The sequence below is a fragment of the Tenacibaculum xiamenense genome, from assembly GCF_964513065.1.
GTDB lineage: Bacteria > Bacteroidota > Bacteroidia > Flavobacteriales > Flavobacteriaceae > Polaribacter > Polaribacter xiamenense.
Genome location: NZ_CAZEQU010000011.1, coordinates 151973 through 177991 on the forward strand (window position 1 = coordinate 151973; position 26019 = coordinate 177991).

At 32.5% G+C, this 26019-nt stretch carries 23 protein-coding genes; 12 read left to right on the forward strand and 11 right to left on the reverse strand.

The window, feature by feature from the left end:
* Nucleotide 1: 1 nt before the first annotated feature.
* The 6 genes from ACKTTV_RS03945 (at nt 2) to ACKTTV_RS03970 (ending at nt 7966) form a co-directional block, all read left to right on the forward strand.
* A complete protein-coding gene (locus ACKTTV_RS03945) occupies nt 2–373 on the forward strand; it encodes a BlaI/MecI/CopY family transcriptional regulator (protein WP_408029512.1) in 372 nt (123 codons plus the stop codon).
* On the forward strand, nt 370–1815 hold the full coding sequence (locus ACKTTV_RS03950; RefSeq protein ID WP_408029513.1) for a M56 family metallopeptidase: 1446 nt from the start codon (nt 370–372) through the stop codon (nt 1813–1815). Before ACKTTV_RS03945 ends, ACKTTV_RS03950 begins: the two co-directional genes overlap by 4 nt.
* 138 nt (nt 1816–1953) lie before the next feature.
* Complete coding sequence (locus tag ACKTTV_RS03955; RefSeq protein WP_408029514.1) at nt 1954–3054, forward strand: DUF4407 domain-containing protein; 1101 nt, start codon at nt 1954–1956, stop codon at nt 3052–3054.
* A 50-nt stretch (nt 3055–3104) separates the two neighbouring features.
* The gene (locus ACKTTV_RS03960) at nt 3105–5012 is read left to right on the forward strand and encodes a DUF3857 domain-containing protein (RefSeq protein WP_408029515.1); all 1908 of its coding nucleotides are present in this window, start codon (nt 3105–3107) and stop codon (nt 5010–5012) included.
* Nucleotides 5013–5109: 97 nt separating this feature from the next.
* Nucleotides 5110–7119 carry a DUF3857 domain-containing protein gene (locus ACKTTV_RS03965; protein ID WP_408029516.1) on the forward strand — a complete coding sequence of 670 codons (2010 nt, stop codon included), beginning with the start codon at nt 5110–5112 and terminating at the stop codon, nt 7117–7119.
* Between the two features lie 187 nt (nt 7120–7306).
* Complete coding sequence (locus tag ACKTTV_RS03970) at nt 7307–7966, forward strand: lysoplasmalogenase family protein (protein WP_408029517.1); 660 nt, start codon at nt 7307–7309, stop codon at nt 7964–7966.
* An 18-nt stretch (nt 7967–7984) separates the two neighbouring features.
* Here the strand turns inward: ACKTTV_RS03970 and ACKTTV_RS03975 are convergent, their stop codons facing one another.
* Nucleotides 7985–8857, reverse strand: coding sequence for an acyl-CoA thioesterase (locus ACKTTV_RS03975; RefSeq protein WP_408029518.1), 873 nt, complete (start codon nt 8855–8857; stop codon nt 7985–7987).
* 112 nt (nt 8858–8969) lie between these two features.
* The gene (locus ACKTTV_RS03980; RefSeq protein WP_408029519.1) at nt 8970–10166 is read right to left on the reverse strand and encodes a GNAT family N-acetyltransferase; all 1197 of its coding nucleotides are present in this window, start codon (nt 10164–10166) and stop codon (nt 8970–8972) included.
* A gap of 262 nt (nt 10167–10428) precedes the next feature.
* Here ACKTTV_RS03980 and ACKTTV_RS03985 point away from each other — a divergent pair, with 262 nt between their 5' ends.
* Entirely contained in the window at nt 10429–10902 is a 474-nt protein-coding gene (locus tag ACKTTV_RS03985) for a YehS family protein (protein WP_408029520.1), read from the forward strand.
* Nucleotides 10903–10998: 96 nt separating this feature from the next.
* Here the strand turns inward: ACKTTV_RS03985 and ACKTTV_RS03990 are convergent, their stop codons facing one another.
* The 3 genes from ACKTTV_RS03990 to ACKTTV_RS04000 all read right to left on the reverse strand — a co-directional run bounded on the left by ACKTTV_RS03990 (nt 10999) and on the right by ACKTTV_RS04000 (nt 15692).
* Nucleotides 10999–11175: a hypothetical protein gene (locus ACKTTV_RS03990; protein ID WP_408029521.1), complete on the reverse strand. Its 177-nt coding sequence runs from the start codon at nt 11173–11175 to the stop codon at nt 10999–11001.
* 391 nt (nt 11176–11566) lie between these two features.
* Nucleotides 11567–14404, reverse strand: a complete 2838-nt coding sequence (gene leuS, locus ACKTTV_RS03995; RefSeq protein WP_408029522.1) for a leucine--tRNA ligase — start codon at nt 14402–14404, stop codon at nt 11567–11569.
* A 172-nt stretch (nt 14405–14576) separates the two neighbouring features.
* Nucleotides 14577–15692 (reverse strand): LytR/AlgR family response regulator transcription factor, encoded by a 1116-nt coding sequence (locus ACKTTV_RS04000; RefSeq protein ID WP_408029523.1) that lies wholly within the window; start codon nt 15690–15692, stop codon nt 14577–14579.
* Between the two features lie 96 nt (nt 15693–15788).
* Here ACKTTV_RS04000 and ACKTTV_RS04005 point away from each other — a divergent pair, with 96 nt between their 5' ends.
* From ACKTTV_RS04005 to ACKTTV_RS04020, 4 genes are read left to right on the forward strand one after another with little or no spacing between them, the layout of a single operon-like run.
* Nucleotides 15789–16253: an OB-fold protein gene (locus tag ACKTTV_RS04005; RefSeq protein WP_408029524.1), complete on the forward strand. Its 465-nt coding sequence runs from the start codon at nt 15789–15791 to the stop codon at nt 16251–16253.
* Nucleotides 16246–16797 carry a YceI family protein gene (locus ACKTTV_RS04010; protein ID WP_408029525.1) on the forward strand — a complete coding sequence of 184 codons (552 nt, stop codon included), beginning with the start codon at nt 16246–16248 and terminating at the stop codon, nt 16795–16797. The genes ACKTTV_RS04005 and ACKTTV_RS04010 overlap by 8 nt, the downstream gene beginning before the upstream one ends.
* Nucleotides 16784–17695 carry a DUF5777 family beta-barrel protein gene (locus ACKTTV_RS04015; protein WP_408029526.1) on the forward strand — a complete coding sequence of 304 codons (912 nt, stop codon included), beginning with the start codon at nt 16784–16786 and terminating at the stop codon, nt 17693–17695. Before ACKTTV_RS04010 ends, ACKTTV_RS04015 begins: the two co-directional genes overlap by 14 nt.
* Before the next feature lie 14 nt (nt 17696–17709).
* Nucleotides 17710–18708: an SAM-dependent methyltransferase gene (locus ACKTTV_RS04020; protein ID WP_408029527.1), complete on the forward strand. Its 999-nt coding sequence runs from the start codon at nt 17710–17712 to the stop codon at nt 18706–18708.
* 78 nt (nt 18709–18786) lie between these two features.
* Here ACKTTV_RS04020 and ACKTTV_RS04025 read toward each other — a convergent pair whose 3' ends face one another.
* The 6 genes from ACKTTV_RS04025 to ACKTTV_RS04050 all read right to left on the reverse strand — a co-directional run bounded on the left by ACKTTV_RS04025 (nt 18787) and on the right by ACKTTV_RS04050 (nt 25824).
* Complete coding sequence (locus ACKTTV_RS04025; protein ID WP_408029528.1) at nt 18787–19362, reverse strand: porin family protein; 576 nt, start codon at nt 19360–19362, stop codon at nt 18787–18789.
* Nucleotides 19363–19557: 195 nt separating this feature from the next.
* Complete coding sequence (locus tag ACKTTV_RS04030; protein ID WP_408029529.1) at nt 19558–20100, reverse strand: DUF2911 domain-containing protein; 543 nt, start codon at nt 20098–20100, stop codon at nt 19558–19560.
* 101 nt (nt 20101–20201) lie between these two features.
* Entirely contained in the window at nt 20202–21434 is a 1233-nt protein-coding gene (locus ACKTTV_RS04035) for a PepSY-associated TM helix domain-containing protein (protein ID WP_408029530.1), read from the reverse strand.
* Between the two features lie 34 nt (nt 21435–21468).
* A complete protein-coding gene (locus tag ACKTTV_RS04040; RefSeq protein ID WP_408029531.1) occupies nt 21469–23820 on the reverse strand; it encodes a TonB-dependent receptor in 2352 nt (783 codons plus the stop codon).
* A 14-nt stretch (nt 23821–23834) separates the two neighbouring features.
* Entirely contained in the window at nt 23835–24812 is a 978-nt protein-coding gene (locus ACKTTV_RS04045; protein ID WP_408029532.1) for a transporter, read from the reverse strand.
* Entirely contained in the window at nt 24793–25824 is a 1032-nt protein-coding gene (locus ACKTTV_RS04050; RefSeq protein ID WP_408029533.1) for a cytochrome-c peroxidase, read from the reverse strand. The genes ACKTTV_RS04045 and ACKTTV_RS04050 overlap by 20 nt, the downstream gene beginning before the upstream one ends.
* Before the next feature lie 68 nt (nt 25825–25892).
* Between ACKTTV_RS04050 and ACKTTV_RS04055 the strand changes: the two genes are divergently transcribed.
* Nucleotides 25893–26018 (forward strand): hypothetical protein, encoded by a 126-nt coding sequence (locus tag ACKTTV_RS04055; RefSeq protein WP_408029534.1) that lies wholly within the window; start codon nt 25893–25895, stop codon nt 26016–26018.
* Nucleotide 26019: the final 1 nt, after the last annotated feature.

Genomic DNA, 26019 nt, shown 5'->3' on the forward strand with positions numbered 1-26019 from the left:
GATGCAACTATCAAAAACAGAAGAACAAGTAATGCAATACTTATGGAAACTTGAAAAAGCCTTTATGAAAGATCTTTTAGCAGAATTTCCAGAACCAAAACCAGCAAATACGACGGTTGCAACGCTATTAAAAAGAATGAAAGACAAAGGTTTTATTGACTATAAACTTTATGGTAAATCAAGAGAGTATTTTCCGTTAGTTAAAAAATCAGACTATTTCTCAAAACACATGAAGGGCTTAATTAAGAATTTTTTCAATAACTCAGCAAGTCAATTTGCTTCTTTCTTTACCTCTGAAACGGATTTATCAGTTACAGAACTTGAAAAATTAAAAGAGCTTATTGATAATCAAATAAAAGAGCAGAAAAAATGATTTTCTATATATTAAAAACAATCGCCTGCCTATCACTTTTATTGGCATTCTATCATTTTTTTCTTGAAAGAGAAAAAATGCATCGATTCAATCGTTTTTATCTATTGGGGAGTGTAATTGTTTCATTTTTGATTCCTTTATTCACCATAGAAACGACAGTTATTTTACCTATAGAACCAGAATATATTGAGGAAACCATTGTTCCTAATGAAATAACAACAAGTCCAATAAACTACTTTGAATATCTACTATATATTTGGTGGACTGTATCAGGAATACTTTTGATTAGATTCATCAAAAACCTTTGGAATCTATTAAAAATTGTCAAAAACAACCAACAAATAAAATACAAAAAAGCCATTTTGGTTTTAGTAGATGATTCGATAAGCCCTTATACTTTCTGGAATTATATTTTTATCAATAAGGATGAATTTGATAATAAAGAAATAGAAAAAGAATTATTTACCCATGAGCTAACTCATGTTACTCAAAAACACACATTTGACGTTATTTTCCTCGAGCTACTTTTAATTAGTTTTTGGTTTAACCCAATGTTTTACTTACTCAAAAAATACATCCAGCTAAACCATGAGTTTTTAGCTGACAACAACGTAATTACATTACATAAAAATATTTCCGAGTATCAATATTTGTTATTAAACAAAACCGCTTGGAATAACAATTATTACCTGGCCAGTAATTTCAATTATTCATTAACAAAAAAACGATTAGTTATGATGACTACTAAAAGTTCAAAATCAAAAATTCTGCTAAAAAAACTAGCAGTTATGCCTTTAATTGCTGGATTCACATTTGTCTTTGCAGAAAGAGTAGAAGCCCAAAAAAAGCGATCTACCCTGAAGGAGGTCAAATCAACCAAAGACAAAGTAAAAGATGTTCATGTTTATAATGACAAAGTAACATATACTTATGAAAGTGGTAAGGTTATTGTCAAAAAACTATCACATTTAACTGAAGCTGAAAAACAACAACTTCCACCACCGCCAGCAAAAAAAGTTAAAAAGAGGATTCCACCACCGCCAAAAAAACGTAAGGTAAAAGGAAAAACACCTCCTCCACCACCTCCACATGAAGGAGATCATCACCAAAAAAGCGATGAAATTGCGCTTACTAGATTTACCGCTGACGGGATAAAATACTATAATCGATTTGGATCGAGAATTACCAAAAGTGGAAGGGTTATGAAGCCTGAAGAGCTTCGAAAAGAGAAAATGAAAGAAAAAGCACGCAAGAGTAAAAGGGTCTTAAGTGAAGTTAAACAACCTAAAAAAGTACTTCCTACTAGATCGTCAAAAGCGATTGCCGACAAAAAAGAAGTGAAACCAAACCTAACGGAGCCAACCACTTTCAAAAAACTAGAAAGAAAATTACTTACTCCTTCTTCAGACATTAAGTCTACAAGAATTGTTATTCCTAAATAGGAGTTTGCTTGTAGGAATTAATGATATTTGAGATTATCAAATATTCTCAAATTGACAAAAAACATCAATTTTTTGTTAAAAACAGTTCAAAACCACTGTTTTTTGTAACATTTTCTCGAAAGAATCGTTTTAATAAATATGTTAAAACGGTTTTTTCTTATTTGCTCTGGAGCTGATTTGCCCCTATTAAATCAATGTTCTAATGGAGAGCAAAACAAATATGTCGGTATTGGGGCAACAATTTTCTTCACTGCATTTATGGCCGCCATAGCCGGTAGTTATGCTTTATATACTGTATTTGACAATGTTTATACATCCATTTTTTTCGGTATTATTTGGGGTTTGTTAATTTTTAATCTCGACAGGTATATTGTTTCTACAATGCGAAAAAAGGATAGTTTCAAATCGGAATTCTTTCAAGCGCTTCCACGAATTGTTTTAGCAATTATTATTGCTGTTGTTATCTCCAAACCTCTAGAACTAAAGATTTTTGAAAAAGAAATCAATCAGGTTCTTTTGGAAGAAAAAAATCAAATGACTCTTGATAATAAATTACAAATTGCGCAGCAATTTGATCCTGAAATAGCTAAAACCAATACGGAAATCGAGCAGCTAAAAAACGAAATTACCACGAAAGAAAATGAAGTTAATGCTTTATATGAGACCTATATCGCAGAAGCCGAAGGACGCAAAGGAACCAAGCTTATAGGAAAGGGTCCCGTGTACAAAGAAAAAAGAGAAAAACATGATCAAGCACTCAAAGATCTATCAGATTTAAAAGCGACTAATGCTGCTAAAATAACAGAAAAAGAAACACGGATTACCCAACTTAAAGAACAGCAAAAAACCTCAGAAGAAAATACCCAACCTATTATATCGAACTTCGATGGTTTAATGGCAAGAGTCAATGCCTTAAATAAGTTACCATGGTTACCTTCATTTTTTATTTTTCTGTTGTTTTTAGCTATTGAAACCGCCCCTATTCTTTCAAAACTAATCAGTTCTAAAAGTGAATATGACTATAAGTTTGAACATCAAGAATCGGATGCCATTACTTGGATAAAACAGCAAAACTTCCAAAAAAACAAACATTTAGAAACAGATAAAGAGATTACAAACAAAGTATATGAAGACCTTAAAAATGAAGAAGAAATATACAATCATAAGCAAAAATTAGCCCGACAACTATTCAAATCTCAAGCGGATTCCATTTTGCAAAAACAACAAAAACTTTTATAATTTTTATTTTTTTGTACATTTGTGCTTTATTTAGTTAGATAAATAATTGCATGAAAACCATATATACAACAATTGCTATAGTGTTGTTTTTTAACAACTTGCTATATTCTCAAGAAACAAAATTAAATGCACTCCTTATTCCAGAGGAGTTAAAAGTTAATGCTGATGCTGTTCTAAGACTTTCTGAACAGAATATTAACATTAACTCTATTGATGAACTTTCAATTTCAGAGAAACGAATAGTTACCGTTCTCAACAAAAGAGGTCGTAAACATATTGGTGCTTATCAACGGTATAATGACGATACGAGAGTTAAAAAATTGTCTGCCATTATATACGATGCTTTAGGAAATAAAATTAAAAAATACTCTAAAAGTGATTTTAAAGATGTAAGCGCTGTAGAAGGAGGACAGTTATACTCGGACTCTAGATTGAAATATTTAGAATACACGCCAACATCCTATCCATATACTGTTGTCTTCGAATCAGAATATCAAAACTCTTCCACTGCTCTTATTCCGGGATGGCTTCCCTTAGAAGGATATCGTATTGGAATAGAGGAAAATAATTTCTTTTTAAATAATCCAGCCAAAATTGAAATTAGGAAACTCGAAGAAAACTTCAATAATTACCAAATAGATAAAGAAGAAAATGGACGAAATTTAAAATATACTTTAGCTAATCAACCAGCAATTAAGTATGAAAAGAGTTCACCCCCCTTTTATAAAACAACTCCTTTAGTAACGTTAGCATTGAATTCTTTTTCCTTAAAAGGCGTTAAAGGCTATGCAAAAAACTGGACGGAATTTGGAAAATGGATGTACACCAATCTTTATTCTGATAAAGATGAATTATCGCCATCAACAATTTCTGAAGTAAAAAACTTAATCAAAAACCTCAAAACAACAGAAGAAAAAGTAAAAAAAATATATCAGTTCGTTCAAGATAAAACACGTTACATAGGTGTTCAAATTGATATAGGAGGTTGGGAACCCATAGCAGCTAATAAAGTTGATGAATCTGGTTATGGTGACTGTAAAGGCTTAACCAACTATACAAACGCCTTACTTAATGCCGTTGGAATTAAATCACATCATGTTTTGGTTTATTCCGGTAGTAAAAGAAATATTGACTCGGACTTTTCCTCTATTCAAGGAAATCATATGATTCTTAATATTCCGAATGAGGGGAAAAAAGACATCTGGTTAGAATGCACCAGTCAAACAATGCCTTTTGGTTTTTTAGGAGATTTTACCGATGATAGAGACGTACTCGTAATAACACCTGAGGGAGGAATCATTAAAAGAACTCCGAGCTACAAAGATTCGAGTTTCCAAAATACTTTTGCAAAAGTGAAACTGTTAAAAAACGGGAACCTATCCACTTCTTTAAACATAAAATCAACAGGAAATCAATATGACAACAAGTTCTATGTTGAAAATTATACAGAAAAAGAATTAGAAAAATATTATAAAGAACATGTTTGGGACTACAATAATAATCTTGAGTTAGTATCAACAGAATTTAAAAACGATAAAGATGCTGTTGAGTTTACTGAAGAAATTGACATTACCATAGAAAACTTTGCAACTGTAGGCGAATCTAATTATTTATTCAAACCCAATATTTTAAACAGAAACACAAACATTCCTGATCGATACAGAAACAGAAAAATGCCATTGAAATTGAAATTTAGTTTTAAGGATAAAGATGAATACCTCATCGAGATTCCTGAAGACTACCAATTAAATGGACTTCCTGAAGCTAAAGAGATCAAAAACAAATTTGGACATTATAAAGCTTCCCTTGAAAAAGTTGGCGATAAAACCATAAAATACAAAAGAGAGTTTTCTATAACCGAAGGAATTTTCCCAAAGGAAGATTACAAATTATATAGAAAATTCATAAAATCCATTGCTCGTTACGACAACCAAAGGATTGAGCTTACGAAACAATAAATACTATGAGACTGAAATTTCTTAGAATAGTTATGAAACTTACCCCATAATTTTCTAATGAATCGAGGTTACAAGTGACCATTAAAAACAAAAACACATGAAAAAATTAATTGCTTTTACACTATTATTTGCCTCCCTAAACACCTTTTCACAAGAGTTTAAATTCGGTAAAATATCAAAGGATGAGCTAATGGAAACTATTCATCCTAAAGACTCTACGGCAGACGCATCATACTTATACAAAAAGCGAAAAACATATTTGGATTATGACAGCAACAAGGGATTTATGGTTATTACCGAATGCCATGAAAGAATAAAAATATATACTAAAGAAGGCTTTGAATATGCTACAAAAGAAATATCATACTATGTTCCTGACTCTGGTGATAGAGAAAGAGTAAATATTGAAAAGGCTTACACTTTTAATATCGTTGATGGGAAAACTGAAAAAACTAAAGTAACCTCAAATAATATTTTTGATGAAAAAATAGATAAATATTACTCTCAAAAAAAAATCACCTTCCCTCAAATAAAAGAAGGTAGTGTGCTTGAATTAAAGTATAAAATAGTTTCTCCATATTGGTGGTACATAAATACGCTGAACTTTCAGTATGGAATTCCAGTTAATGTTCTTGATTACGAGGTAAAAATTCCTGAGTACTTCATTTTTAATAAGCGATCTAAAGGTTTCTTCTCAGTACCATTGCAAGAAAGTACTTATCGAAAGACTATTACTTTCAAATCAAAGTATAGAGCTAGAGGACCTGTAACCACTACAAAATTCTATAGTGAAGACGTAACCTACAATGGTGCTAAGTACAAATTCAATGGTACAGACATCCCTGCTATGAAGGATAACGAGCCGTATGTTGGAAACATCAGAAACTACAGAGGAGGAATTGAGTTTGAGCTTTCAGGAACAAGATTCCCAAATTCAGCTTATAAAAACTTCTCTACCTCTTGGGAAGACATTAGTAAAAAGATTTTTAACTCATCAAGTTTCGGTGGACAGCTGGACAAATCAGGGTATTATAAAGACGATTTAAATAGCATATTAGAAATAGCAAAAAATGATAATGAAAAAATTGCTGGTATTTTCAATTTTGTTAAATCTAAAATGACATGGAACGGCTATCATAGTAAATTTACGGATAAAGGGGTAAGAAAAGCCTACAAAGAAGGTAAAGGAAATGTTGCAGAAATCAACCTTATTTTAACATCAATGTTACGTTCAGCTGGATTAACAGCAAACCCAGTTTTAGTAAGTACCAAAACAAATGGTATTCCTATTTTTCCTACCAGAAAAGGTTTTAACTATGTAATTTCAAAAGTTAATTTTGCTGATGGCTCTTACGTATTGATGGACGCTACAGATAAATTTTCGGTACCAAATGTATTACCATTGCGTTGTTTAAATTGGGTAGGAAGGGAAATTAGAAAAAATGGAGTTTCAAACTCAGTACCATTAGTTCCAACGAGTCTTGCTAAAGAATCTAATAAATTACATATTAAAGTCAATGAAGATTTATCTGTTGAAGGTATGTGCAGAAGAACATATGAAGACCACGTAGCCATGCTTTTCAGAAAAAATAATGAAAGTAAGAAGGAGGAAGATATTATTAGTGATTTAGAAAATAAATATAACGTTGAAATCGATAATTTTAAAGATGTTAATAAAGATAAGCTCCATAAAAAACCAACACGCTCATTTAAATTTACCTCTGAAGATCTTGTTGAAGAGATTAACGGTAAACTTTACCTAACTCCTCTATTTTTTCTAGCTAAAAGCGAAAACCCTTTCAAATCAAACGAAAGAAATTATCCTATCGATTACCTATTACCTTGGCAGGATACCTTTTCTACGACAATAACAGTTCCGGAGAACTATATTGTTGAATCGGCTCCAGAACCTTTGGCGATTGGGTTGCCAGAAAATATGGGAGTTTTTAAATACCAAGTTGCTCACAATAAAAACAAAATTCGGGTTCAATGTGTATTACAAATGAACCACTATCTTATTTCACCTAATTACTACGAAACTGTAAAGGATTTTTACAAAAAACTTGTAGAAAAAGAAATGGAAAAAATAGTTCTTGTAAAAGGATAAGTAAAAACTTAATTCGTTTATATATTAAAAAAAAAGACCAAAGTGGAATTCCACTTTGGTCTTTTTTTTTAATATATATCATATAATTCTGAAAATATTTATTACATTTAAGCAATAGCTGCTAATCGACATTTTTCGACTTACTAACTACACTCATTAAAAAAATGTCAATCAGAAGCCCATTTCTATGGTATTGAAAGAGAACAAATATGCCATTCTTTATTTTTTATCATCGTTGTTATCTTTAATTTTTATCGATAACGACTCTATTTTGGAGCTTGTTTTAAAGCTTCTCTCTCTAATTTTTTTGTCATTCATGTACCTAAATAGATCAAGAGTGATAAACATTTGGTATTTAATGGTATTGCTTTTTTCAATTGCTTCTGACGCTTTTTTAATCTTTGATACAGACTTACTAGTTATAGGTTCAATGCTTTTGATAGCCAATAGGATTTTGTATATTATTATTGCTAGAAGGGCCATATTTCAAACCAAATTAAACCTCCTAATTTTCTATCTTGTTTTATGTTTGTTACTATTTGTAGTTATCTACATTGTTCTTAAACCATACTTGAAGGAGATATTAGGCATTTTTATGACTATGGGACTCTCTTCTGCGATTATGATTCTATTTGCTTATTTAAACTACTTAAACAAGATGAACCGAAGAAATAAATACTTTCTGTTTGGATTGTTTTTGATTATTATCGCTGACGTTTTAATGACATTTAATAAGTTTCTTGATTATAGTATAATTTATGTTATTGCATATACAATGATATATTACATTGCTCGCTACCTAATTTGCGAATCCATGATTGTTGGTAAGCGCAGAAGACGCAGGTAATCAAAACTTATACTTCAACTACTTGTCTTTCCTAATTGGTCTCATCAAACCTTCTTGTGCAACTGAAGCAATTAACTTGCCTTCACGCGAATAAATATTACCACAAGCAAAACCTCTGGCCCCATAAGAATTTGGACTTTCAATAGAAAACAACATCCAATCATCAAAATCAAAATCTCTATAAAACCACATTGAATGATCTAAACTTGCCATTTGAGTATTGCCAAAATGTGCTTTACTTGCATTTGGATACAAACAAGCTGTTAAGATATTATAGTCAGAAATATAGGTTAGTATTTGTTGCTTTACAGCCAGTTTCAAATCTCCTTGATTCCCTTTCAATTTAAACCAAACATCAACAACGGGAGGCAAATCTTCTTTCATCAAAGGATTTACAACTTGAACAGGTTTAAAATCAATAGGGCGCTCAATACTTAAAAACTCTTTTAATTTCTTAGGTAAAAAGTCACCAAACTGCGCTAACATATCTGACCAACTCATTAATTCTTCAGGTTGTTTCAAATCCTTTTTCATTGGCATTTGATGTTCATATCCTTCTTCCTCTCTATGAAATGAACAAGCCAAAATAAATATGGTTTTATCGTTTTGATGAGCAGTTACTCTTCTCGTTGAAAAACTACCTCCGTCTCTAATAACCTGAACACTATATGTTATGGGTATGTTTAGGTTTCCCGCTTCTAAAAAATAAGAATGTAACGAATGTAAAATTCTTTCTTTTGGTACAGTTCTATAAGCCGCATTCAATGATTGCGCCAATACCTGACCTCCAAATACATTTGGACTTCCGATATCTTTGCTAATACCATTAAAACAATTATCTCCGATATCATCCAATATTAATATTTCTAATAGTTCTTTAGTGTCTTTCATTTACTGTCATGATTATTTTCCGATATCAGAAATTGTATGAACGATCCTAAAAGTTTTCTTCAACATTTATAATGAATCTAACTACCAAAATCGCAACTGATATCTTGTCCCTCTATTTTGCTTTAAACGGAAATTTCTGATTAAACTCTGTTGGTTTTATCTTATTCAAAAATAAACTAAGTATTTTATTTGGAAGGTGTTTTCTATGTCTTAAATAAATGGTCATTTCTTGGGGAACAGCACCTACAGAACTTTTTATTTCACTAGCTGTTCTTCCAAAATTCAACCATTTCACCCTTCTTTTTATAGCGGTTTCTATATAATCATAGAGCATGCGTTGATAAATTGCCAGCTCCCTATTTAAATCATAATTAATCCCAACAAAATGGGCATCTAAGGTATTTCTGCTAACAATTCCCGATAGGAAACCCACCAATTTGTTTTCTAACCAATATCCTTTTAAAATATAGCTGTCTCCTAAATTCTCTTTAAGTGTTTTATATGTATTTAGATTAAATGTTCCGAGATTAAACTCAGCTCTATTAGACACTTTCTTATACAGTTGTGTCATTTCAGGTAACAATTCATCTAAAGTGTGTAACTGAATATCTTCAATCTTTAATTTGGAGCTCTTTAAAAATGCTTTTTTCGCCTTTACTCTAAACTTCGTTTTCATAGCGGCGAGATAACTATCGAATTCCTGCCAATCACTATCAATTCTCATAATCATATTGGGCTCTACTTTAAAAGAGTAAAACCCTTCAGTTTTGAGTTCGTCCGTAATTGAAAGTGATTCTTCTATAAAATCCTTGATCATGTAAGCATCTATTTCTTTTTTTAAATCCTCTCTGGAATTCACTAACTCTAAAGCAGCTTTAACAAACTCTTTCAAAATTTTCTTTTTATCCTGATCTTGACGAACAATAACACCATGTTCTCCTGTGACAAAAGTATTACCACAAGTCAGTATTTTCATAGGTTTATCAGAAGGTAAGATTCTCAGCTTTCTTCCAATACACTTGACATACTCAAAAAAGGTTTGGTTCTCATCTTGAAAACTGTCAATATGAAAATCTATTAGTTGAATAATACAAAGACCAATTGCTTTCCCTTCGATATCGTTCATAACAATATAACCAAATTGAATCTGGTTATTATTTTTTTCTAAAGCAATTAAATATTTTGGATTGAAATAAAGATTCTTTTTGCACCGAAGATCTTCATATACTTGATCAGGAATATCGTCAACTGACTCATAATACTGCGCATTTGAAGACGGCAAGTTATGATTGCATGATAAAAAACTCACTAAACTCTTATTTTATTGTAAATTAATAAAAGTTTTGATAAAAAACGAAAAAGATGCAAATTGAATCTAATTTCATTGGATAATTCAGTTCAAAGAGTGTATTCACTTTTACTTTTTACCCTTTTAAAAAAGCCCCATATTTATCAATTCCTACATAACTTACGTTTTATCTTTTTAAAACATAAAACCCCGATAGTTAATGGTATCTTTGCCTCTCAACAAGATATCAAATTAACAAAACTCAAGTATTCAAACTGTAAAGATGCAAAACAACGTTATTCTTCGTCAAATTAGATACATTTTTGACTTTAAAGACGCAAAAATAGCTGAACTATTTACCTTAGTTGAACAAAAAGTAACCATCGAAGAAGTAAGTAAATGGTTGAAAAAGGACGATCACCCTTCTTATCAAGCTATGGAAGATGAAGAACTGGCTAATTTCTTAAACGGTCTTATTGTCTTTAAACGAGGAAAAAGAGAGGGACCAGCTCCAATAGCAGAAAAACGTTTGAACAATAACCTCATCTTGAGAAAACTTAAAATCGCTTTAAATTTTAAAGACTTCGATATAATTGATACGCTTGCTCTGGTAAAACTTAACATAAGTAAGCATGAATTGAGTGCCTTTTTTAGAAACCCTAAACAAGATCAGTATAGAGTTTGCAAAGATCAATTTTTACGAAATTTTCTTTTTGGCTTACAAAAAAAGTATCGCCCGAGTGAGGACAAGGCATAATCAATCTAAGATCTTTTATAATACTTGTTCGAATAAAAGCCATCAGAATAATTAGCTTTATAAAATAAAAAAGCGACTTTAAAGTCGCTTATGATTTTAATAGCAAGCATAACATTTTCCGCGAAACCAAACCGTTCCATAGTTATTATTACTACAGTGATGGTCTGCCACTACCATACCTCCTGTGCCTCCGCATACACCTCTTCCACCATTAATAGAACGTTGCTCATCCTTTTTCAATTCTTTACCTAGGGTTAAAACACTTCTTAACATGATATTGATTTAAAAATTCCAATGAAAGTTACTAAGGCATTGAATATAATTTATATGCAATTCACAAATGCAGGAGAGAAATGTAAAAGTGTACAAAAAGTATTAAAATAACAACATGGCTAAAACTGTAAATAAGTTTATTTCTCATTTTATAGGCTCTTGCGTCGTTATTTTTGGATTGCCTGCTTATGACAACATAACTTTTATACTCCAAATTATGAGAACAATAGGAATTCTATAGCAAAAAAGCCATTGCAAATTTTTACAATGACTTTTTCTTAATTTTATATATAGCTAGTCATTTCGACCGATAAGGAGAAATCTCCTGAATTATTGGAGGGTAAGTTTAGAATATGCTCTCTAAATCAGTACCTCTCCAGTGAAATAACTTTTACCCAACAATATTGATAATCTTCCCAGGTACAATAATCACCTTCTTTGGCTCTCGTCCTGCGAGTTGTTGTTGTGTTTTTTCATGAGCCATTACTGTTTTTTCAATATCCTCTTTACTCATATCTAATGGTAAGTTCAATTTGAAACGCATTTTACCATTAAATGAAATCGGATATTCTTTTTCAGATTCTACCAAGTACTTTTCTTCGAACGTTGGGAAAGCAGCAAAAGCAACAGATTCCTCATAACCTAACTTACTCCATAGCTCTTCTGCAATATGAGGCGCATAAGGAGAAATTAATACTAATAACTGCTCAAGTATTGCTCTGTTATTACATCCTTGCTTAGTTAATTCATTCACCGCAACCATAAACGTAGAAACCGATGTATTGAAAGAGAAATTCTCGATATCTTCTTCTACTTTCTTTATGGTTTTATGTAATGTTTTTAAGTTTTCTTTCGTTGCTTCACCTTCAGAAACTTCAAAATTATCTCCGTTATGGAACAACTTCCATAGTTTTTTCAAGAATGAGTATACTCCTGAAATACCAGAGGTTTTCCAAGGTTTGAATTGCTCTAATGGTCCTAAGAACATTTCAAACAAACGTAAACTATCCGCACCATATTCTTCACAAATATCATCAGGGTTTACCACGTTAAACCAACGCTTTGACATTTTCTCAACTTCACGACCAACAATATACTTTCCATCTTCCAATTCAAACTCTGCATTCGCAAATTGAGGCTGCCAATTCTTAAGACCTTCAATATCTAACTCATCAGATGAGTTTATCAATTTTACATCTACACGTAGCTCTTCCGTTTTATATTGATCTTTTAAACCAGCCGAAACATATTTATCCGTTCCAGAAACTCTATAAACAATTGCTGAAGTTCCTAAAATCATTCCTTGGTTGATTAATTTCTTTGCGAACTCATCAACAGGTAAGAAGCCTCTATCAAACAAGAACTTTTGCCAAAAACGTGCATATAATAAGTGTCCTGTAGCATGCTCAGAACCTCCAATATATAAATCGACATCTTTCCAATACTCAACCGCTTCTTTGCTTACAAACTCTCCATCGTTACGAGCATCCATATAACGGTTAAAATACCAAGAACTACCTGCCCAACCTGGCATGGTATTTAGTTCTAACGGATAAATTCCGTTATCTTCAGATTTCTCACTATTGTTCGAAATGACCTTGTCATTTGAAACTACTGTATCCGTATTTGTGTCCCAAGCCCATACCTCAGCATTTCCTAACGGTGGTTTTCCATCTTCAGTAGGCAAGTACTTTTCTACTTCAGGTAGTACGATTGGTAAGTGTTTTTTATCAATCATTTGAGGCATTCCGTCTTTATAATACACTGGGAACGGCTCTCCCCAATAACGTTGACGACTAAATACCGCATCGCGTAAACGATAGTTTATTTTTCCGAAACCAAAACCGCGTTGCTCCATTTCATAGATCACGGTTTTCATTCCTTTTTTATAATTCAGTCCATTTAGGAAATCAGAATTCGCTAAAACCGTTTTTTCTTTATCAGCAAAAGCCTCCTCAGAAATATCAACGCCTTCAAAAATGTTTGGAATCTCTAACCCAAAATGCTTTGCAAAATCATAATCACGCTGATCTCCACAAGGAACCGCCATTACCGCACCTGTTCCATAACTAGCTAACACGTAATCACCAATCCAAATTGGCACTTGCTTTCCTGTAAACGGATGTAAAGCATATCCTCCAGTAAACACTCCTGAAATCGTTTTTACATCTGCCATACGATCACGTTCAGAACGCTTTGCTGTAGCCTCAACATAGGCTTCAACAGCTTCTCTCTGTTCGTCGGTAGTAATCTTGGCTACTAAATCATGCTCTGGAGCTAACGTCATAAAAGACACTCCAAAAATAGTATCAGGACGTGTTGTAAACACATCAATATTTGCATCATAACCATCTACCTTAAAAGAAACCATGGCTCCTTGAGAGCGACCAATCCAGTTGGTTTGACTATCTTTTAATGGTTGTGGCCAATCTATTTTGTTCAATCCATCTAATAAACGCTGTGCATACGCTGTAATACGCATTGACCATTGCGTCATCTTTTTACGAACAACAGGATGTCCACCACGTTCAGAAACACCATTTACTATTTCGTCATTTGCCAACACAGTTCCTAAAGCAGGACACCAGTTTACTTCCGTATCTGATAAATACGTTAAACGATATTGTAGTAAAATTGCTTGTTGCTCAGTTTCAGAAAAGCTACTCCACTCTTCTGCAGAGAAACTCTTAATATCCTCATCAGAAACTGCATTTACGTTCGTATTACCTTCTTTTTCAAATGTTGCAACTAACGTTGAAATATCTTCTGCTTTGTCAGTTTCTTTATTATACCAAGAGTTGAACAACTGTATAAAAATCCATTGTGTCCATTTATAGTACTCAGGATTAGAAGTACGTACCTCACGAGACCAATCAAACGAAAATCCGATTTTATCTAACTGACCTCTATACGTTTTTATATTGGTTTCAGTAGTAATTGCTGGATGCTGTCCCGTTTGAATTGCATATTGCTCAGCAGGTAGTCCGAAACTATCATATCCTTGAGGATGCAATACATTGAATCCTTTATGGCGCTTATAACGCGCATAAATATCACTAGCGATATATCCTAACGGGTGTCCAACGTGTAATCCAGCTCCTGATGGATAAGGAAACATGTCTAGCACATAATACTTAGGTTTATCAGAATTATTTTCAGCTTTAAATGTACCGTTATCAGCCCAGTACTTTTGCCACCTTGCTTCAATTTCTTTGTGATTGTATTGCATTTCGTAACTTCTTGTTTTAAAGGATGCAAATTTACGGTTATTTAGATATTATAAAAGCATTCGCCCGTTCAATTCTTTAGAACTGCTTCTTTTTTACAAAATAAAATGCAAAATCATGATTGTAAAACTTCGTTTGGTCAAGAATTCAAGAAGATTTTAATCTAAAACTCTTTTACATATTTAACCATTGCTTAAACTCGGCAGCCTTATTTTTACTAATCAAAATCTCTTCTGAAGTATTCGCATGCAACAAGATTTTCAACTGGCTTTTTCCGTACTTGATTATTTTATCAATTGCAGAAATGCTAATGATAAACTGACGATTTGCTCTAAAGAAAAGAGTTTCATCTAAGTTAGAGTACATATCATCCAAGCTCGAGTTTGAAGTAGATTTTTTACCATCAAAACAAACAATATAAGTTATTGTGTTTTCAGTATAAATGTAAGCAATATCACTTATTAAGACAGGTACCAGTTCATTACGAATATATGTTAGAATTCGTATTCTACTATTCTCAGATACCTCACTTACTTTTTCAATATTTGTTTCGACCTCCTGTGTCTCTTTTTCTTTTTTCTCTTGATAAGAAATTAAATCTGTATTTAATCTGGAAAGGTTGATTACCTCATTTGCCAAGTTAGAATTTTTCATTTCGAGTTGCTTCTCATAGCTACTTCCTATGATCCTCACAGCAACAGATGATAAAACGATCACCAATACTCCCATGATTAAAAAAATCATGTAAAAGTTGCGCTTCAACTTTCTCAATTGCTTATGAACATTACTGGTGTTAACGTTGGCAGCTACAATTAAATCCGAACTTTTTACAGGAGCAATGTGTATTACCTCTGAAACAACCTCACTATTATTTCCCATATTGCTATTCGAAACTAGGAGATCGTACAAATCGTCTGAATTATTCTTCTCTTTCAATGATGCTAACAAATTAGGCTTTGAATTTACAGGCTCGCCAATTTTGGTAATATCTGGATGACAGATTTTCTTTCCTGACCAATCGAAAACAGATATAAACCATGTATCAGAACTAGTTTTTGAGATGGTTTGCTGAAGGTTGTCTAAAATTGCATTTTTATCATGATTTGTTTTCAATTGAAAATTCAAGATACTTGCAATCTCATTGGCTTCCCTTTTACTAGTTTCTACCTGTACTTCTATTAACTGATTGGCGCTTACCTTAATAAAATACTGAGCTCCAATTACAGAAATTATAAGAAACACCAACGTAATGGCTAAAACTGTAAATAAATATAATTTGTCTTTCTTCATTTTTACATCTAATACTCAAAACTACAACTAGTTTTTTTCCTTTTTAGGTCTATTTTTTCCTCTCTCAACAAAATTGTTCTAAAATTATTAAAATAAATGAGTTTCTTTGAAATGAATTTTTCGTTTTCTCCAATGATAAAAAAACAACAAGTATTTATAAAAAGTGGTCTAGTCCTTTTATTCGGGTTTCTATGCTATTATTTTTTTATTGATACTAAAGGAATTAAATCGTTGGAACCACATTTTAGTATTGCTTCGGAAGATCTTGTGGAATTATATTCTGATAATGAAAAAAAAGCAGATAATCTGTATACCAACAAGATAGTAGAAGTATACGGAACTGTTAAAGAAATTTCATATTTAAACGATAGAAAAACCATAATTTTAGCGGGAAATTCTGAGAACTCAAATATTATTTGTGATCTCAATGAAAACCAATTAAACAAACTCAATCAACTCAAAAACAACCAAACCGTCTATATAAAAGGGATTTGCAAAGGGTATTTAAAAGATGTTATCCTTTTGGACTGTTATATAGACACTTTAAAGAACAATGAATAAACTCTTCTCATTACTGCTAGTGCTCTCTACTTTTTTTGCAAGAGACTCGGTACCCAATCAGTTTATCGCTCGACAGGGACAAGTTACCTTCTTTTCTTATGCTTCAGTTGAAAACATTGAAGCTAAAAACAATCAAGTACTAAGTATTCTTGATTTGGACAATGAAAAAATCGCAGTAAGTATGTTGATGCGAGCTTTTGTTTTCAAGAAAGATCTGATGCATGAACATTTTAATGAAAGTTATATCGAATCAGATATTTATCCGAAAGCTACTTTCGAAGGATCTCTGGAAAACTTTAATATTGAAGAGAATACCAAACAAACTCAATTAATTAATGGGACCATTACCATACATGGTATTTCAAAAGAAATAGGAATTAAAACAACCATCACCAAATCCGAAAAAGGTATTCAACTAACAGGAGAATTCAATTTAACCGTAAACGATTTTAATATTAAAATACCTCCAATTTTAGCTAATAATATTGCCAAAGTTGTTTTGGTAAAGTTTAACTTCCAATATTTACCATATGAAACCAACTAAACTTTTATTAACACTATTGTTTTTCCCTTCGCTTCTTGTTGCTCAAGATCTATTGAACCAACTAGATAAAGAGTTTCCAAAAACTCCTGTTTACGAAATTGCCACTTTTAAAACAACAAGAATAGGATTAGGACATTCCATAGAAACAAGAAAACAAGGTGCTCTTGAAATTTCTATGTATAATCGATTTTGGAATCATAAGGAAGGAACAACCCAACGCTTTTTAGCGGATGAAGTAAGTATTCGATTTGGGTTGGATTATGCTATTACCGATAACTTTACTATTGGTGCAGGTTACACTAACTTTGATAAGATTACAGACGGATTTTTGAAATATAAATTCGTTAAACAGGTAAAAAATTCCAAAAAATCGCCATTTAGCATGGCTTTACTTCAAACCATTTCTCATCGCAACAAGGAAGGGCTTCCTGAATATGACCAATACGGAATACCTACTTCTCAAAATAATACTTCATCAGTATTCAGTTATACCACACAATTATTAATTGCAAGGAAATTCAATACTAAGTTTTCAGCACAATTATCTCCTATCTTTATTACAAGAAACAATAGCATTTTTGAAGGGCAACCAAAGAATCAATATGCTTTAGGCTTCGGAGCTCGATACAAAGTCGGAGGACATGTTTCCATAGTTTCGGAATACTATCAAGTTTTTAATCCATCTAAAACTGTACCCACCTACAATCCTTTTATGATTGGAGTTAATTGGGAATTGAGCCATTTATTGTTGCAATTTCAAATGACCAACGCACGAAATTTTGCCGATGACACGTTTATTTCGCAAACCACAAATAATTTTAATTTCCACGATGGAAATTTCCACTTTGGTTTTAATGCGACTTTTGTCCTACATTTGAGTAAGAATAAAGTCAACTAAAACAACTAACTAACATGAAAACAAACACTACTACTAATCTTCAAGATTTAGTTTTAAAAATTTTGAATCCCGATACTCCATTCGCTGAAATCGAGAATTCCATCAATAATATTCATCAATACTTTCATGAGACTATCGGTATTGCAAGTTTTGAAGATTCTATCCCAAATTTAGCGGCTGTCAATACAGCTAAAGGAAAAGCTTTGGGTATGAATCATGCAGCCAAATGTTTGTTGGATTACAAAAGAACGGTTAAGTTTTTAAAAGGAATGGTTGCTGCAATTAAAAAGAAACAAGCTATCCATCCGAATGAAAAAATTCACATTTTTTATGCAGGATGTGGTCCTTACGCACCTTTCGTTACGTTAGTTGCTCAGTTATTTACTTCAGAAGAGATTCAATTTGACGTACTTGAAATTAACGCCCTTGCCTTAGATCATGCTAAAAAATTGATTTCTGGTTTGGGATTAAATGATTATGTAGGTGAATACTACCAAGCTGATGCAATTACTTTTCAATTTGAAAAAGATAAAGACTATCATATTTTATATAGTGAAACTTTAGATGCTTTACTGTTTCGTGAATGCTATGTACCTATTCTTTTTAATATGCTTCCCCAACTTTCTGAGGACATTTATGTAGTTCCAAACAATGTTCAGGTTAGCATGAATTTATCTCTTATGTCAATGACAAATGAAGAATACAAAGCAGATAAAACAGAGACTATACTGGATGTAAGGCAATCTGTTTTGGAACACGCATCTACCAAATCCATTCCTAAAAAACTTCCTCAAATAACGGTAAATGTGAAGGAATTAAACATTGAAGATTACAACTATTTTTCACTAGATACAAAAGTGAATATATTCGAGGATATTTGGCTTGAAAGAAACGAATCTTCATTAACAATCCCATTAGAAATGGAAATTCACAAACCTTTTGATTTCTCTAAAATGGTTTTTACTTACGAAATGAAAGATTCAATTGAATTAAAGTATCAACTTTTCGAATAATATCAATAGCAAATAGCTTATAAATAAAAACCGTTGAAGAGATCTTCAACGGTTTTGTTATTTTAAAAGTATTCTTTTTTAGAATTGATATCCTAACGATACCTGAAAAACATTGTTTCTGTTCTGCATACGCTGTTTAATTATTTCTGTTGCTCCAATTACATGATTTACATTAAAAAACACTCCATTATCAAATTTATAGCCAAGACCTAGATGTGCTCCAACATCGAAATTTTCTATTTCAGGATTGAAATCAACATTCATAAATTTTGTCGTTTTATTAAGTAAAAATGAAAATTGTGGTCCTGCTGAAAAAGAGAATCCTTTTACGATATAGAACTTAGCCAAAACAGGCAATGATAGATAATCTAAAGACACATCAAATTTATTTGAACCAGCTCCCAATTGAGAATAAATTACTTCAGGTTGTAACGAAAAACTCTTCCCTAATTTCGCTTCTAATGACAGCCCCATATGGAACCCCACTCGAGGATCTAAAGCGTGTTCAACGCCGAAGCCATCGTCCGGTAAAATATACTTTTGATGATTAAATGAAGAGACATTTAATCCTGCCTTTACTCCAACTTTTACATTTTGTGCTTTTACTGTTGCAAATGCAATCATACATACGATTGCTAGTACTGCTTTTTTCATAATAGTAGTTTTAGTTTTCAGGGATTCTTTTATTCAACTACTATGCCAAAAACTGATAAAATTTGGATGTAAACGACAATTTTTACAAAAACAAACTTCTCTAAAACAAAAAAAACCAGACTTAAAAGCCTGATTTAATTTCACTTAAACACCCTTCTCATGAAGAACATTTTTTTCTTAAAAATTTTAAGATTTTTATCCTTTTACAGGAATGGTTACAATTGTTCTTCCCCATCCTAAGTACATGTTGAAATTTTCATCTTCGCCATCAAAAACAATTGAAAAAGCCTCTAAGTTCTTTTTACTTTTTGATACTGTTCCAGTAACTCTTACAACATCTTCACTTTCTTGGTAGAAATATGAACCCCAAACGTTTTTTGCTGTACTTAAAATGATCGTCCATTCTTTCTCTCCTGGAATGGTGAAAAACGTATACGTTCCAGCTTTTACTTCTTTACCTCCAAAGGTTAAATCTTCATAAAAAGTAATTTCAGCAGCCTCATTTGCTCCTGTTCTCCAAACTTTCCCAACTGGCGCTAGTTTCGATAAACTTCTACTTTTTAATTGTGGACGGCTATATATAATCTTAACTTTTTTATCTGATTCTCTATAACTTGAAGGGTATGATGCAGCATCCATTGGACTTTTATCTAACCCTGGAAATTTTTGAGCGTTTGCTTCACTTGAAAATACTAAAACAACGACAAAAACTATAATTGATAAAATCGATTTCTTCATATTGATAATTTTTAGTTAACTATTAGGTGATTGGTCTTCAAAAGTACTAATCCTTACAGTTGTTTCTATTCTTTTAACTTAAATTTAAAGGAAATATTTCACTACTGTGCCGCTTTTCGTTGAAACAAAGTAGTTACATAAATCAGTAAAACACTTAGTCCAAAAAGAGGTAAAAGCACACATAAAATTCCGATAATAATGATGATAGATGATGATACTGAAAATGTTTTTGGCACCTTAGGAACACCCCAAGTTCCTTTCTGTTTCCTTAGTATATACGACGCAATGGCGGCAATACTCATAATCGTTAGCATCAAAGCAACACCAAACATGATCCAAAAATTCCATCCTCCGAATTGTCCTTGATGAAATGCCATTACCCACATTCGCGATCTCATTAACACTCCTACATCACTCCATGTATGCTTTTTTATCAAGCTACCATCATATTGATCAAAGTGTAGCATTCTTTGAGCATCCAAATCAAAAGTTTTATTGAAAACACTGAACGTACTTTTCTCCGACTTTGGCAAGCCTACATACAATTCTCCTTTTAAGTTTTGCCCCTTGGCTATCTCAATCATTTTATCTAAAGTCAATGCTTCACCTTCTATCTCAGATGTCAATCCTCTACCACTCCATGTTTTAGGATAACCAGTATTGGTAACCTTTTGAATCCATTTAAATTCGCCTCCAAAAACATCTGTCCATGGTAGACCTCCCGCTAAGGTCAGTAATAATAATCCAGAAAACCAGAAACCTAAAACAGCATGTAAATCTCTAAAAAAAGTACGCTTCCCTTCATTTAACCTCGGCAAAAACACTCCACGAACTCCTCTTTTAAAAGGCCACCAAACATAAAGTCCGGTAATGATTAATACAATCATCCAACAGGCTATCAACTCAATTATTTTTGTTCCAAAAGAACCTCCTAAAAGCTCACCATGTAGTTTTCTTATTGTATACATCCAAGTGTCTTTTGGTGAAAACTTACCCGTTACTTCACCTGTATTTGGATCGACAAAAACCGATTTCTTATGACTGAATCTTCCTGCTATAAATTCAGTAGCCAATTGATTATCATTTGACACAATCATCGAGTTCAATGGCTTCTTCATGTTCTTTTTTGCAATTAACCACTGCTCCTGATAAGAAAGCTTCGAAGCCTTATTATTTATCACCTTAGTCATGGAGCTTTTATAATCGTCTTCAACTTGAGGGTTAAAAAGATACATAGCTCCAGTAACAGATAAAACCAACACAAATGGTAATGAAATTAGCCCCGCTATAAAATGCCATTTCCATAACCATTGATTTAATTTTCTATCTTTCATATATTAAAATCAAGGGGACGAATCCCCTTGGAGTTTAAAAGTTATACTTTACACCAAAATGAAATGCTCTTGGATTACCAATACTGTAAGTGTTTTCTCTTGCCCATCGACTATATGAAGCTCTTACAGCATGAAGTTTATCAAATAGATTTAAAGCCTGTCCCCAAACTTCGAATTGACGACAGGTAAAATTCGCTCTGAAATTGAATACATTATGTCCCGCATAGGTAGTTGTTCCAAAAATTGGATCATTATTACTGTCGGTTCCAACAATCGCTTGTTCTTCAAAACTTGTGTTGTACGAACCTACTTGTTCATGTTCTAGGGTTAACAATAAACCTTTTATAGGACGATAATTTAATGTAGTATTGGCAATATAGTTCGGGACCGTTTTCATATCTGTATCCGAATAATCTACATTATTTTCGAAGAAAGAGATATACTTATGCGTTGCATAACTTCCGTTATAGTTCAAGTATAGATTCTCTAAAATTGAATACTTCACACCTAATTCAACCCCTGTAGATCTTGTTTTCCCAGCATTCTTCTGAACGAAAGTCCCGTTATCATCTCTTAAGGAAATTAATCGATCAATACCATCCAATTGATATAAAGCAATATCAACTTTTAACTTCGAAGGAATCATAAAATACCCACCAATTTCATAGTTATGAAACTTCGATGGTTTTAATGAGAAAACTGACCCTGTACTATTTCTTCCATTACGGAATAAGGTACTTATTTGAGGAGGTGTAAAACCTTTTGAATAATTAGAGTACACTCCAACATTTTTACTGATATCGAAGTTTAAACCTAATTTAGGAGCAATATTATTATAAGTAACTTTTGTATCACTTACCCCTGAATTTCCTTCATCTAGATTATTATAATCGTAAGTAAATCCGTCATAACGTAACGCTCCTGTAAACTTTACTTTTCTAAGTGGAGATATTTCAAACTGAGCGTATCCAGCATAATTAAAGATATCGGCTTCATATTTCATAATGTATTGACCATCTCTTACCGTATATCCAACATTTTGCGCCGTTGCAGTATTCACATCAACATCAATAGTTTCTGCCTCATACGTTTGTGGTGAAAAGTCAGCAGTTGTTCCAACAATCAAACTAGAGTTTGCAAAATCAAAATCCATCTTGTGCTGAATTAATCCTACATAACTTTGGAATTTATTAGAGTTAATTTCACCTGTTCCCGTTCCATCTAAAACTCCAGCAACTCTATTTTGTCTGATTCTATATGATGGAATTTGGTTCATTTCGTTATTTCTGTACATAAAGTTCACCGAAGTCTTGTGCAAATCATTCCAGATTTTATTTAAAGTAGATCGAAACCTAAACGATTTAGCGACTCTTTCTGTAAAGGTTTGATTACTTTCATAGTTTCCATCGGAATAGTTTTTCTCAGATAACGATCCCGACATATCAGAACGATAATCAATCAAAGTCATGCTATTCACCCATTGTAATGTTTCAGAAAAGTCATTTACATTTTTAAACGTTATTGCCGTTTTTTCATAATCGGAATGTCCAATTAAACCATTATCTCTTCTTGCATGATGTCCTCCAACGTAAAAGCCATACTTTTTATTCAATGTTGTTGATGCTTCCGCTTCATATCTGGTAAGTCCTAAATCATTGATTTGAAAACCTATTGAACCTTTAAGTTTTTCACTCGGATTTTTTGTTATGAAGTTAAAACTTCCTCCAATAGCTTCACTTCCGTAAATACTCGATGCTGGGCCTTTTAAAACCTCCACTCTGTTAAACGTTGTATTATTCATTTCCAACAAAGCATTATGGTTGAATACTGCAACAGGACGAATTGGTAATCCATCTTCCAAATACAAGAACAAAGATCTTGTTGAAATTGGAGAACGAACCGCCATAAAGTGTTGCTCATTACCCGATGCTTTTGAAGTACTCATGAAAACCCCTGGAACTTGGTTAACTATTTGTTCAATACCAAAAGCCTTTGTTTCTTCAATCTGTTTTGCCGTTAGTAACCCTATTGATGCGGGTATTTCTCTTCTTTTTTGAACTTCTCTACTCGCTGAAACTATGATTTCTTCTAAACCTTCCGTTTCATATACCAGTGTAATAATGTTCTCCTTATTTTCAACAAGTGTTAGTTGTTTTGTTCTGTACCCCATCATAGAAACTGTAACCTTTCCATTTGGAGCTTTAATCATGAAACTACCTTCACTATCGGTAACCGATCCAATTGTACGAGTTTCTTTGAAAATAATGTTTGCTCCAAATAATGGCTTATTTTGTTCATCAACTACTTTCCCTTTAAAAAGTGTTTGTGCATGTGTAGTAATTGCTAATAGTAAAATAGCAATAGTTATTATATACTTATTATTCATTATTATGTGTTATCCTAGAAATTGTAATTTAAGTAGACACTTGATCTATATTTTACATCTATAGTTCCTTGCGCCAGTTCTTGTTGTATTGGATACATGGCCAATACTCCGATTGTAAGTTTTTTTGAATTATACTCTGCTCCCAGACTTGAAAATAAGGCGTGCCCTTGGGTATTTCTAATTGAAATTCCTAGTATCTCATTAGCATCATAAAACTCACCTGATATTCCAAGTGAAGGGACAAAGTTGTTTTCTTTGGAATCTTTAAAAACATAGAAAAAAGTACTATTAAAATTAAACTGGTTTCCAAACCTGTACTTTTCACTGTTTTCTGTTTTAAAGAAATAATTCAGATAGTTAGTAACTCCGAAATTATTGTATTTGTATACATATTGAAGATTGGTTACATAATCTACACTTCCTGTTCCTAATTGAAAACTAGGATTTATAGAATTGTCAATTGCTTCATCAAATGTTCCTGCTGGAAGTTTTAATCCTGCTCCAAGTTTTAGCATATGATTGTGTGAAGAAACCTTGTCTTTTTCTTCATTATAATTACCTCCTTTCTTATTCAGAACGGTATAATTAATTAAAAAAGACACATCTCCTAAACCATTAATAGCAGTAGTTCTGTCTACATATTCTCTCGAGTGAAAATGTATTGGGACAAAAACTTGAGCTTCCAAATATTCCTTGATAATGGGAATTCTCGACCAAACTTGTATCGTATTGAAATACTCGTTTATTACAGGTGAATTATTAAAAATCCCGTCTTTTGATTGGTATTTTTGATGTAAATATCGAACACCGACAAAATTATTATCAATAATACCTCCTAAACCTAAGCTTCCACCATTGTTGCTACAACCACAGGCGTCGCATTCTTCTAAAAATTCCCAATAGTACTTTGGGAATGGATTGTTTGCTTCTGCATTTTGAAATGCTACTAGTACTAAAACTAGTACTATAATTTTATTCAGCGAATCTTTCATCGGTAAGAAATTCGTTATCAGTTAGTGTTTTTAGAAAAACTATAATGTCTCCCTTTTCTTGTTCATTTAAGGGAATTCCTAACGTGCCATCCGTATTTTTAAGCAGTGGATCTAAATTCTCAGTTTCACGAACGCCAGTCGAATAAAAATCCAATACCGATTTTAAGGAGCCAAACCTACCATCATGCATATAAGGTCCAGTCACTTCTACGTTTCGTAAACTCGGTACTTTAAACTTGTATTTATCTGTTTCAATTAAAGTTACCGTCATTCTTCCTAAATCATTAATATTTGGATCAATCGAAAGACCGTTATTTCTGAAAGCATCATCCGTAAATAAATCTGAAGTATGACACGTGGAACACTTGTTTTTAAAAAGCTCTAATCCTCTTTGTTCTTGCGATGTAAAAGAAACAGCTCCTTCTCCTCTCACATATTTATCATATTTAGAATTAGCTGAAACCATCATGATCATAAATTGTGACATCGCCTTAAATGTATTTTCCACATTAATTTGACCATCATCAAAGGCTAATCCGAACAACTCTCTGTACTCTTCATTATCTTTTAACTTTTGAATCACATCAGTTACAGTTTCATCCATTTCTACTGGATTCGTAATTGGAATGATTGGAAATAAATCTAAATGAAAAGCAGCTCCATCCCATGAAAACTGTTTTTGATATGCCATATTTTGAATAGGCTGGGAATTTCGTTTACCTTCTCTATCCTCAACACCATGACTAAAACGATGTCCGTGATGTGTAAAAGCAAATTGTTGCTGATGACAAAAGGCACATGAAACTACTCCGTCTGCGGCTAAACTCCCATCATAAAACAACTTTTTCCCTAACTCAAACCCTTTTTCCGTTAAAGGATTTGTGCTTAAATCGTAATGAGGTTCAGGAAAATTTGAAGGCTGTTCAAAAACGAGTTCAACATTGGTGTATACATCTTCCTTTTTACAACTAAAAAAAGAGCATACTACTAACAGTATTCCTAAATATTTCATCTGTTAACTTTTTGAGTTACTTCCATAGTTTGGCTACGTATGAAAATCTAACTACTTGAAAAATAGAAATGCTAAAGAGTAGAAAAACTACTCCTGGTATTACTGTATTATCCCCTGTTGAATCTGAATTGAAATACGATCAACTCTCTGCAATGGAAATTCACAGCCCATTCTCCCCTTTAGCTCCCTTCTAAT